The organism is Bacteroides sp. A1C1 (genome assembly GCF_004328515.1).
Taxonomy (GTDB): Bacteria; Bacteroidota; Bacteroidia; order Bacteroidales; family Bacteroidaceae; genus Bacteroides; species Bacteroides uniformis.
In genome coordinates this window covers 2,198,408-2,211,534 of the sequence record NZ_CP036491.1, presented here as the reverse complement: position 1 = coordinate 2,211,534, position 13,127 = coordinate 2,198,408, and the positions used below count along the sequence as shown (strand labels likewise).

The 13,127-nt window shown below is 39.5% G+C and carries 6 protein-coding genes; all 6 read left to right on the top strand.

Annotated elements, in window-relative coordinates; genetic code table 11:
• Positions 1–16 precede the first annotated feature (16 nt).
• Positions 17–2,572, top strand: a complete 2,556-nt coding sequence (locus EYA81_RS09050; RefSeq protein ID WP_129643578.1) for a GH116 family glycosyl hydrolase — start codon at positions 17–19, stop codon at positions 2,570–2,572.
• Positions 2,573–2,651: 79 nt separating this feature from the next.
• Complete coding sequence (locus EYA81_RS09045; protein ID WP_129643575.1) at positions 2,652–5,753, top strand: GH116 family glycosyl hydrolase; 3,102 nt, start codon at positions 2,652–2,654, stop codon at positions 5,751–5,753.
• Between the two features lie 130 nt (positions 5,754–5,883).
• Positions 5,884–8,742, top strand: a complete 2,859-nt coding sequence (locus tag EYA81_RS09040) for a SusC/RagA family TonB-linked outer membrane protein (RefSeq protein ID WP_370293450.1) — start codon at positions 5,884–5,886, stop codon at positions 8,740–8,742.
• A 293-nt stretch (positions 8,743–9,035) separates the two neighbouring features.
• On the top strand, positions 9,036–10,754 hold the full coding sequence (locus EYA81_RS09035) for a RagB/SusD family nutrient uptake outer membrane protein (RefSeq protein WP_129643534.1): 1,719 nt from the start codon (positions 9,036–9,038) through the stop codon (positions 10,752–10,754).
• Positions 10,755–10,851: 97 nt separating this feature from the next.
• On the top strand, positions 10,852–12,006 hold the full coding sequence (locus EYA81_RS09030; protein ID WP_129643532.1) for a glycoside hydrolase family 172 protein: 1,155 nt from the start codon (positions 10,852–10,854) through the stop codon (positions 12,004–12,006).
• Between the two features lie 20 nt (positions 12,007–12,026).
• Entirely contained in the window at positions 12,027–13,109 is a 1,083-nt protein-coding gene (locus EYA81_RS09025) for a PHP domain-containing protein (RefSeq protein WP_129643529.1), read from the top strand.
• Positions 13,110–13,127 lie beyond the last annotated feature (18 nt).

Below are 13,127 nucleotides of genomic sequence, written 5' to 3'. Positions count from 1 at the left end.
TTAAAAAATATCTAATATGAAAAAGATCTTAGCTTTAGGGGCTATTACTTTATTCTCACTTAGCTCTTGCCAGAATCAAAAGGCAAATGCAATACAACAACAAAGTGAGTATATAAAAGAGTACAAAGGAGACTATTTGAATCGCATAGCATTTCCTATTGGTGGAATGGGTGCTGGTATGTTTTGTCTGGAAGGAACCGGAGCCATTTCAAATATGTCAGTCAGGCATCAACCCAACATTTTCAATGAACCTTGTATGTTTGCCGCCGTACATGTGAAAGGTTATGAAAACGGCTCAAAAGTTCTGGAAGGCCCTGTCCCTGATCGCAAGAAGTTTGGTGGTCCAGAATCAGCTTTGGGAGGCCCTCTCACTTCCTGGGGACTACCCCGATTTGAAAACGTAAGTTTCAGTTCACGCTTTCCTTTTGCAACCGTTCGTTTATCGGACAAGGATGTCCCTCTAGATGTAGAACTAAAAGGATGGAGTCCATTTATTCCGACTGACCAGGATAATTCCAGCTTACCCGTCGGAGCCCTTGAGTATACCTTTACCAATACATCAGATCGGGATATAGAAGCTATTTTCTCTTATAATACACGTAACTTTATGGCCATGAACGGTGCTCCACAGTCCATTCGGTCAATTAAGAACGGCTTTATTCTATCCCAAGCAGCTTCTGATAAAGATAAACACTTGAAAGGAGATTTTGCAATCTATACAGATATAGACAATACAAAAGTAAATCATTGTTGGTTTCGTGGTGGATGGTGGGACCCCCTGACCATGGCCTGGAATGCTATAGCAGATGGAAACATAGTAGAAAATGCGCCTATGCAAGGAGAGGCTCCCGGAGCATCTTTATATGTACCCTTTAAAGTAAAGGCAGGTGATACATATTCCATCCGCTTACATATGGCCTGGTATGTTCCCGATTCTGACATTCGCATTGGCGCTGATGCCGTTACCGAAAATGATAAATCATCAGAATGCCCTACTGTGACAAAAACAGAAACTCCTCAGAATTATCGTCCTTGGTATAGTACACGTTTTAGTAGTATTGATGAGATAGCAACATACTGGTCATCACAATATGACAATCTTAAGAATAAAACAGAATTATTCACCAACACATTCTATGATACAACTTTACCAGCAGAAATTATTGATGCCGTAAGCTCCAATCTCTCCATCCTGAAATCACCGACTGTCATGCGCCAACACGATGGCCGCCTATGGAATTATGAAGGATGTGGAGATACCTGGGGCTCCTGCCATGGTTCTTGTACACATGTATGGAACTATGCACAAGCCATTCCTCATCTTTTCCCTGCAATGGAAAGGACATTGCGTGAAAGTGAATTTTTCATAAGCCAAAATAAGGAAGGCCACCAAATGTTCAGGACAAATATTCCTATCCGTGCTGTAAAACATGACTTTCATGCAGCAGCAGACGGACAATTGGGTGGTATTATCAAAATCTATCGTGATTGGAGAATCAGCGGGAATACCGACTGGTTGAGAATGATGTATCCACATGTAAAACAAAGTCTCGATTATTGTATAAATACGTGGGACCCCCGTCGGGTAGGTGCTTTGGAAGAACCTCACCACAATACTTATGACATAGAGTTTTGGGGAGCAGACGGCATGTGCACCAGCTTTTATACCGGAGCTTTACATAGCTTTATTAAAATAGGAAAAGCTTTGAATGAAGACGTTTCCCAATATGAAGCTCTGCTGGCAAAAAGCAAAGACTATATGGAAAATAAACTATATGACGGTGAATACTTTATCCAAAATATCCAATGGCAAGGTCTGAAATCTCCCGACCCGATTGCCATAGCCGAAAAGAACTGGAACAGCGACTATTCAGAAGAGGCGCGTGCCATTCTCCTGAAAGAAGGTCCTAAATACCAATACGGAAAAGGATGTCTGTCCGACGGTATTATAGGCTGTTGGATGGCATTGGTTGCCGGTATGGACGAACCCATTGATAAGGCTAAGGTAAAAAGCCATTTGAACTCCATCTATAAATACAACCTACGCCGGGATTTAAGCGATCATGCCAATCCCCAGCGTCCCACTTACGGATTGGGCAAGGATGGCGGTGTATTATTGTGTACTTGGCCAAAAGGGGGTAAACTGAGCCTTCCGTTCGTTTACAGTGATGAAGTGTGGACCGGAATTGAATACCAAGTGGCCTCTCACCTGATATTTGAGGGTGAAGTCGAGAAAGGTCTTGACATCGTCCGCACAGTACGCAAACGCTACAATGGCAAAGCGCGGAATCCGTACAACGAATACGAATGTGGAGGCTGGTACGCACGCGCATTGTCAAGCTACAGCTTACTTCAGGCATTGACCGGCGTCCGTTATGACGCAGTTGACAAAACATTATATATAGATTCTAAGATCGGTGACAGTTTTAAAACATTCCTATCCACAAATACAGGATTTGGTACAATTGAACTACAAAAAGGGAAGCCTGTCATCAGTGTTGTTTTTGGTAAGGTAGATGTTAGGTCTTGTGTCGTTTCTGGTAATCAGACAAGCTTTGAATATCAAAACTGATTAGAAATACTTAACATTAGGTAATTAAGGTAATGAAGATTGTTTTTCAGGTTATTTCTAAACAACTAAAAAAGATTTTATGAAACGAATTAAACTCTTGACACTATCGTGTCTAATGTCGCTTTCTCTACCCTCTTTTGCCCAATTTTCACCTGACCACAAGGTTTCGCTGGACAAAGGTGATATAAAATCATTCATAGGGGATAAAGAAAGTAAAGGTGAAAGAAAGGTATACAAAGGTGATGAACTCACCACTATCGGTATGCCGGTTGGTGGTATTTGTGCCGGGCAATTGTATGTCCGTGGAGATGGTACACTGGCCAATTGGTGGATTGCAAACAATGCCTATAATACTGGCTACGGCATTGACTGGTTGTTAAACTTCGACACTCCACTGGGTCCTTGGAAGGTTTGCTACCAGACCTTCGAGCCTATGAGCTATATTGACCAAGGATTCAAAATTACAGTAAACGATGGTAATAAAGCCATAACAAAAGAACTGAATAAAAAGGATTTTGATGATATCTCCTTTATAGGTGAATATCCTATCGCTTTTGTTGAATATGCCCAAAAGAAGCAGGAACTGCCTGTCAGAGTTTCTGCAGAATTCTATTCGCCATTCATTCCACTGGATGCCAAAAGTTCTGCCACTCCAGCCACAATAATGAAATATACCGTCAAGAATACGTCGGATAAAAAGGTTACCGCCGATCTGGAAGGATGGATGCAGAATCTGGTATGTATTGATTTGAAAGGGCGTGCGGATGGAATGTTGCAGAATAAGGTTATTGACAATAATGGCTGGAAATCTGTCTACATGGACATGAGAGTGGATAATCTTCCGGCCAAGATTGCCGGTAAAAACCGAAAATATGAAGTATTCGATAACTTTGAGTCCGGAAATTACAATCGCTGGAAGGTAGAAGGTACTGCTTTCGGCAGAAAGCCTGCCTCTGGCGAACAATGTAACCAAAATAATTTTGGCGGCAACTATGGAAGTTTCCTGGCAAACTCTTATACAGATTACGACAAACCTACCGGTAAACTGACTTCCAGAACATTTACAATCAAGAATAAGTATATTTCGTTCAATATTGCAGGCGGTGCCCATCCGGGAAAGACTTGTATAAACCTGGTCGTTGATGGAAAAGTAGTAATGTCTGCAACCGGTAATAATAACGAAGATTTCCTCCCACGCAACTGGGACGTATCCGAATACAAAGGAAAGAAAGCATACTTGGAAATTGTTGATGCTGTTGATGGGGACTGGGGACATATTAGCGTAGATAATATAGAATTCTCCAATTCTCCTGTAGATGCCCCTACCATCACGATAGACAAATCACACGCCTACTTCGGTAACTTAGCTCTATCTGTGTTTGATGGCAATGCAACCGGAACAGCAGATGACTCGGAAAATAATCTGGAATATGCAGAAGCAGAACTCGGTAAAAAATTGAATGGAGCATTGACTTCATCCATGACTCTACAACCGGGAGAATCCAAAGAAGTTATCTTCGTACTTTCTTGGTATTTCCCCAACCGTCCTCTGAGTTACAAAGGATCTGAGTGGAACAAGCCATTACCTCCCAATAGCCCAGCTATCGGTAATATGTACGCCAACTGGTATAACTCCTCTTTAGATGTAGCGAACCAACTACGTGAAAATTATGCAGAGTTGTCCAAAAAGACACATGATTTCCATGATACATATTACAATCAGACCACTTTACCATACTGGCTTGTGCAACGTATCATGATGCCTATTTCCACATTGGCAACGGAAACTTGCCAATGGTGGGCTACGGATAAGTTTTGGGCTTGGGAAGGCGTCGGTTCTTGTGAGGGAACTTGTACACATGTCTGGGGTTATGCACAAGCAATGGCAGCTTTATTCCCAGAGTTGGAACGCAATTTGCGCGAAAGAACTGATTATAGTGTATCTCTCCAAGAGGATGGAGGTATTTTATCACGAAACGGAGAACACGGTATTCTAATTGACGGGCATGCAAGTGTTATCTTACGCATGTATCGTGAACATTTGATGTCCAAAGACAATTTCTTCCTGGCAAGAAACTGGGATAAGATAAAACGTTCCATCCAGTATATAATCCGGGAAGACGGAAATGAAGACGGTCTGATTGTCAAGACACAGCCAAATACTTATGACATTTCGTTCAACGGTGCCAACACATACGTAGGTGGACTTTACCTGGCAGCATTGAGGGCCGGTGAAAAGATGGCTTATATTATGAAAGACACTACCACAGCTAATTATTACAAGAAAATATATACAGCAGGTAGCGAAAACACAATGGATCGTTTATGGAACGGTGAATATTTCTTCCAAGACGTAGATGAGAAAGAATACCCTAAATACCAATACGGAAAGGGTTGCTTAAGTGACCAACTTTTTGGACAAACATGGGCTTCTCTCTATCGCTTAGGTGATATTTATCCGACAGAAGCTATCAACAAGGCATTACAGTCCATCTGGAAGTTCAACTGGACCAATGACGTAAAAGCCCAAAGTGAGGCTCATCTTCCTGAAAGATATTACGCACACGCTGGAGAACCCGGATTATTTATTTGTACCTGGCCATACAGCAAGCACCCGGGTGAAGACGGTGTTAGATATCGTGATGAGGTGTGGACTGGTATTGAATATCAAGTTGCTACTGAAATGATTAAACGTAACATGATTGATGAAGGTTTGGCTATCGTAAAAGGTATCCATTCACGCTATGATGGCAAGAAACATAACCCATGGAACGAAATAGAATGTGGCGACCACTATGCACGTGCCATGGCATCTTACGGAGTGTTACAAGCTGTACAAGGGTATTGGTATGATGGTCCAAAGGGAATTATCGGATTTGATCCTAAGATTGAAAAGAATGACATAATTGGATTTTTCAATGCTGCCGAAGGTTGGGGAAATATCTCACAAATCCGGAAAAATGGAAAACAGACCAATAGTATAGAAGTGAAGTATGGGCGTTTATATCTTGACAAACTACAGGTAACTTTACCTGAAGGGATGAATGCCAACATAGTAAAAGCATCTGTGAACGGTAAAGTAATTCCTGCCAGTCTCACCAATACAAACGGCTATACAGAAGTTTCATTGAATGGACTGCAAATATGCGCTAATGACAAACTACAAATAGATTTTGAATAAAAAAATGGCATGCGTTCTCAAAATAACATCTTAGTAAAGATGTTATTTTGAGACACATAGCCCTAATAAATACAATATCTTTTTTTGTTACATTAAATCAATTAATTATGAAATCAGCATGTAAAAACAGATTTCTAGCGACATTCCTGCTCGCAATCTGCTTTATAATGGGCACCCCATTATAAAGCAGCAAAAAGTAGTACATGGTGTAGTTGAGGACTTAGAAGGTAATCCTATGCCAGGTGTTTCAGTAATGGTAGAAGGAACAACTACCGGAACTATTTCAGACATGGACGGTAAATATGAAATTGCAGTCCCAAGTGGAAAAAATCTAATTTTCTCCTTTATCGGAATGAAATCTGAAAAAGTAGAAGTAGGAGGAAAAACAGTTCTAAACATAAAATTGAAAGAAGATGCCGTAATGCTCCAAGAAGTTGTAGCAATCGGGTATGGAACAAAAACCAGGGCTACAACAACCGGTGCAGTAGACTTAGTGAATGCCGACAAACTGACTAATAAGCCATTAACCAACACTGCAGAACTTTTACAAGGTGTTGTTCCTGGTATGGAAATCAGAAGAACAAACCAGGGTAAAGTCGGTGAAGAAGGTTATGATATCCGGTTACGAGGAGTAACTTCCCGTTCTGATCCAGGTATTTTAGTCGTTGTAGATGGTATTCCATACAGTGACAACAATGCAAATGCGCTGAACAAGATTAATCCGCAGGACATTGAAAATATCACAATCTTAAAAGATGCACAAGCTGCCATTTACGGTGCACGTGCTGCCGGCGGTGTTCTATTGGTGACTACCAAAAAAGGCAAAACAGAGAAACCAACCATAAGCTATACGGGCAACTTTAACTTTAATACACCTGCCAGTGTTCCTCAAAAGGTAAATGTATTGCAACACATCGAAATGATGGGTGAACTATATGCCAACGATGGCATTTCCAATCACTTCTTCACTCATTTACTTCCTTATGTAAACACTGCAGACATTTATTCCAAGAATCCGGAAGTCGTCAAAGGACCATTCGGTGATACTCCCGACTTAGTATTAGGGTGGCATGACTGGTGGAAAGAAATGTACGGAACCGCTTTTGATCATTCTCATAACTTGTCAATATCTGGTGGTTCGGAAAAATCCAACTACTATGCTTCCATCGGTTATCTGGATCAGGGATCTATGTTTAATTATGGAGAACACAATAACAAGAAGTATTGGGGACGATTTAAATACGAATATAATCTGAATAAGTATATTAAATTGCGTTCCAATGTATATGTAGGTCGTAAAAAAGTGACAGAACCTTATGACATCAATCAATTGGCTTGGTTGACATACTGGACCTGGAACTGCCAGCCTACTTTCAACCCACAAGGGCAATATTATGGTTCCGGTGGCTTCGGTAATCCTATTGCGTTTGCAGAACATACCGGTAACCGGTGGAAAACCTATTATTCCTATTATACCCAACTGGGCTTTGATATCACACCTCTTAAAAACTTAACCATTACGGGAGATATGTCATTAAACTACGACATCAGTGATGAGAAGTATTATCGCAAAAGACACCAAACCTACCACTGGGACGGTTCTTTGAACTACGATGTCATAGATTATTGGTATAGTGGAAAGACAAAAACAGAGTCCCTCTATAACAGAAACGAACATATTGTTACCTCCTTGCATGCAAATTATGATTTCAAAATCACAGACCAACACATGTTCAATGCAATGTTCGGCGCTTCTCACGAGGAGTTCGATGCCAGAGGATTCAATGCTTACCGTTATGATTTAATTACTGATGAATTACCGGTATTAGGCCTGGGAGATTCAGAACAGCAATATAATGGAGAATATAATAATGCCTGGGCTATCACTTCCATCTTTGGGCGTTTAAGCTATAATTGGGATAACCGTGTTTTTGTAGAAGCCACTTATCGTAATGATGGTTCCTCCAAATTTGCCAAAGGTCACAAATGGGAAGATTTCTGGGGAGTATCAGGCTCATGGATCATTTCCAACGAGAATTTCTTTACTCCAGCTAGAAATTATCTAAATCACTTGAAACTCAGACTTTCTTGGGGCCAATTGGGTAATCAGGCTGGTATCGGATTGTACGATCATTATCAATATATTAATATTGGAGGTACATATCCATTCGGTAACTCTAATAATCCGCTAAAAGTGCCAAATGCATCTTTGGGAGCTATGCCAGCAGTGGACAGAACATGGGAAACTATCGAAACTTATAATGCCGGAATTGATTTTGCAACACTGAACAATCGACTGAATGGTACCTTCGACTACTTCATCAAAGATAATAAGAATATGTTTTATGCCGAAGAATTTCCTACAATATTAGGTACGAGTGCCCCTTCTATCAATGGAGCTCACGTTAGAACCAATGGTTGGGAACTTACACTAAACTGGAAAGATAAAATCGGTAAGGTAGGTTATAGAATCGGATTCAATCTAAGTGACAATAAAACAAAAGTTATTTCTTTAAGTGATTCCCGAAATCCGGGTCACGGTTTAATGGGCTTTGTAGAAGGCTATCCAACCAATTCATTCTTTATTTATGAATTTGATGGCTTCATCAAAGACGAAGCAGATCTTGCAGACTATAAAGCCAAAATGAAAGGTGGAGTTCCTACTAACCTAAGAGTAGGTGATGCAAAATATATAGACAAAGACGGAGATGGTGTTTTGGAACCGACATTATATAAGGAAGGTGATCCTAACTCTGGAGATATTGTATACAAAGGTACAAATAACCAAAGATACTTGTATGGCATAAATTTAGGATTAGACTGGAAAGGTATCGATGTCAGTGCGTTTCTGCAAGGTGTAGGTAAATGGGACTGCATCAATGGAACCTATGCCGGTGGTGGTGAAGTTTGGAAACAGTCATCTCAATATTTCTATCACAACACATGGAGTCCCGATCGTACAAATGCAGAATATCCTCGTCTGACATAAGATGGCGGTATTCACGGATATAACTATCAATGGTCGGATGCACCCTATAAATTTTTCAATAACAGATATCTACGTTTGAAGGAAGTACAAATCGGGTATACATTCCCGACAACACTTACAAAAAAAATTGGTGTTGAAAAATTGAGAGTTTACGCAACGGGGATGAATCTACTTGAATGGGACAACCTACCAGATGGATTTGATCCGGAAGCCCCCTATACAGAGAATCTGATACCTTTCTCTAGAACTTATTCTATAGGTGTGAATGTACAATTTTAAAAAAGACAGATGATATGAAAACACATAAATACATACTGGCAGGATGCTGTTTACTTCTATTAGGCGCTACAGCTTCATGTGAAAAAGATTTAGACTTATACTCGCAAGATGTTATTTCTGAACCAGTATATTTTGCGAGTGCAGAAGACTTCAAACGTTATGCAAATCAATTTTATTATGGTTTGCCCACTTTCAATGCAGATGATGATATGTCTGACATAACCAAACCAACAGGTTTCAATAATGTAAGTAACAGCTCATATATAGCGGGAACTACCGACGGAACCTGGGATGGAGCTTATTCAGCCATACGTTATATCAACTATGGACTTGAAAGATGTGCAACCGCACCAGATGAATTGAAAAATGAAATTAAAGTTTATGAAGCTGAAATGAAATTTTTCCGGGCTTACCAATACTTTAATTTGTTAAAACGGTTTGGCGGAGTACCTTTAATTGAGAAAACACTTACATTGGAAGACAAAGATTTGCTATATGGACCACGTGATAGCAGAGAAACAATTGCTGCTTTCATTAAAAAGAATCTTGATGAAGCAATTCCAGAGTTACCACTTGAATCAGCAATATCAGCAGATGACAAGGGGCGTATATCCAAAGGAGCTGCCGAAGCAATGAAAGCCCGTTTTTCACTTTTCGAAGGAACATGGAGAAAATATCATGGATTACAAGGAGCAGAAGCCTTTCTAGATGATGCCATTTCGGCTGCAAAAAATGTGATAAACAGTAACGAATATGAGCTGTGGGATCATAGGGCTGAATTGGGAGACTGGTCTTACAAATACTTCTTCACACTCTCTAAAATAAAATCAAATCCTGCCGGTCTAACAAAGGTCGACAATAAAGAAACCATTTTAGCACAACGTTATGATGAAGATCTCAGAGAGTCTCCACGTTACGAACATTCCGGTACCTTATGTCCGACAAAAAAATTAGCAGACATGTATTTGGATAAAAATGGATTACCTATCACTCATCCAAATTCTGTATTCAAAGGTTATCAGAAAATAACATCCGAGTATGAAGACCGTGACCCTCGTATGGATATTTTCTTCGTAAAACCAGGTGAACGCTTCTGGCTATTTTCACAACCGATGTACAATCCTGATTGGAATAATCCCGATGATCCGAACAGAGGTATTGTATACAATGTAGATTTCGGTTTCTGGACACAAACCGGATATAGAAATGTAAAATTGGAAGCAGAAGTAAGTTTTCCATTAGGTTGTGACTGGCCGATTATTCGGTATACAGAAGTATTATTGATTTATGCTGAAGCTTTATTTGAAAAGAATGGCAATATTTCTGATTCAGATTTGGATATCAGCATCAACAAACTGAGAAATCGAGTTGGTATGCCCCATCTTACCAATGCTTTTGTAACCAGCAACGGATTGGACATGAAAGAAGAAATCCGTCGTGAGAGAACCATTGAACTGAGTTTGGAAGGTTATAGACTTGATGACTTAAGACGCTGGAAAACAGCAGAAGTTGAACTTAACCAACCTTTAAGAGGAATCAAATACAAAGGAACCGAATACGAAACCGACGGTCGTTGGGACAATATCGGTTATGAAGTAGATGATGAGGGAGTGATTGTTCTGGAAAAAGCTTCAGACAGAAAGTTTGACCCGAACAAACATTACCTATTCCCATTACCAACCAGACAAATACTATTGAATCCACAATTGGAACAAAATCCTGGTTGGAAATAAATCAATGGTTGATTGATGCCCCAATTCCCGGCTTTCTGTAGAAAGCCGGGAACTATAAAAATCATCTATCTGTAAAAACCCAACAAAAAGTAAAAATATGAAACGTAGTCTATTGCTATTACTATTATACATTCCTTTCTTGTCTGCATTTCCCCAACAAATTGACGGAGAACTATACAATCTAACAAAAATAAAAAACGGCTACCGTTCTAAACGGATAAGCAGTTATGACAAGAATGGTTATAATGGTGACCGTATCGTAGGAATCAAACCTAATGAAAAGGTTACAATCTGTGATATCCAAGGAGCCGGAATCATTAATCATATATGGTTCACCATAGCTCCTCCTCCTCATTTGGTAAATCGTAATGATATCATTCTGCGAATATATTGGGATGAAAATGATTATCCTTCGGTAGAATCTCCAATAGGTCCCTTTTTCGGACAAGGATGGGATGAAAGCTATAATTTTACCTCTTATGCGCTATCTACTGGTCCAGCCAACGGAACAGGTATGTCTACCTATTTTATGATGCCTTTTGAGAAAGGTGCACGTATTGAAATTGAAAACCAAGCTGATAATGTGATTGATAATATTTTCTTTTATGTAGATTATTATGAAGTGGATAAGCTACCTAAAGATATAGGACGTTTTCATGCATGGTACAATCGTGAAATTACCAATCCGGTAAAAGATCCTAAAACCGGAGGAGAAATAGCAAACATTGATGGAAAAGAAAACTATGTCTTTGCAGACATTAAAGGAAAAGGTCATTTTATAGGATTAAACTATTATGTTCAAAACCCCTCTACAGCTTGGTATGGCGAAGGTGATGATATGTGGTTCATTGACGGAGAAGAAATTCCTTCAATGGTAGGAACCGGAACTGAAGATTTTTTCAATACTTCTTGGTGTCCCAAAGAACCTTTCCAAAGTCCTTTCTTCGGATATCCCCGTGTAAACGGTGAAACTGGATGGTTGGGACGTACTCATGTATACCGCTTCTTCATCACTGATCCGGTATTCTTTGAAAAATCTCTAAAAGCAACTATTGAACATGGAACATCCAACGATATGGATTTGGATATTGCAACCGTTGCTTATTGGTATCAGGACAAAGCTTGCCCCATACCTACCATCCCCAATAAAGCAGAGCGCAAACTGAAACCTTTGATTAACTTCTGGCATATCCATCAAATGCGTCAGGCTTGGAAAAAGACTAAGAGCGACAATTCCTGGGGTGACGAATAATCAGAAAAACAAAAGAAAAAATGAAATATATATATTTGATTACAGCCCTTCTAATGGGTTGTACAACCTTCGTTTTTGCCCAATATAAAGGCTTAGACGTAGTAAAAATAGCTGATTCACAACAACCCTATGTAAGCGAAAGTATCCATATTCCCGACATAGAAGGATACAAGACTTTAAAATGTGATTTCCATACACACACTATTTTTTCTGATGGCACAATTATGCCCGAAGAACGTGTATGGGAAGGGAGCAGACGAGGACTGGATGCAATAGCCATTACCGAGCATATAGAATTCCGCCCGCACGATTCATTTATCAAAGCTGATCACAACGAATCATACAAAATAGCCAAAGGAGTAGAAAAAAGCGCCAACATAATAGTAATACCAGGAGCTGAAATCACCAGAGACAAACCCCTTGGGCACCTCAATACACTATTCCTTAAGGATGCCAATGCTCTAGATGTAGAAGATCCATTAATTGCCATAGACAATGCCCTGAAACAAGGGGCCTTTATCATGTGGAATCATCCAGGATGGCCCAATGATACCAGTACAATCTACAAGGTACATCAAGAATTGATAAAGCAAAAGAAAATACATGGAGTAGAATTAGTAAACGGATTTGAATTTTATCCCATAGCTTTCAACTTCTGTAAGGACTATAACCTGACTTATATGGGAAATACAGACATTCATGGTGTTTACAATCAAACTTATCGAACAGATAAGCAATATGGACCAATGACCATTGTCTTTGCTCATGAACGTTCTGCAGAAGGAATAAAAGAAGCTTTGTTTGCCAATCGTTCTGTCGTTAAATTCGGTGATATGCTTATTGGGTCGGAAAATAATTTAAAAGCACTTGTAAAAGCTTGTCTACCTTACAAAATAAGGTTAATCAAAGGAAATGAAGCTATTATGGAGATAAATAATAAATCTACATTAAGCTTTTATATGCAATTAAATAACAAGACTATATCCATTTTAGGATCTAGTTACGTCGAATTTAAAATACGTTTAGATGACAAAATAAGATTCACTAATACATTCATAACGGACAATTGTCAATTGGAAATAGAGATTGCTGGACTCAAATAAACAATTTCAAACACTTTA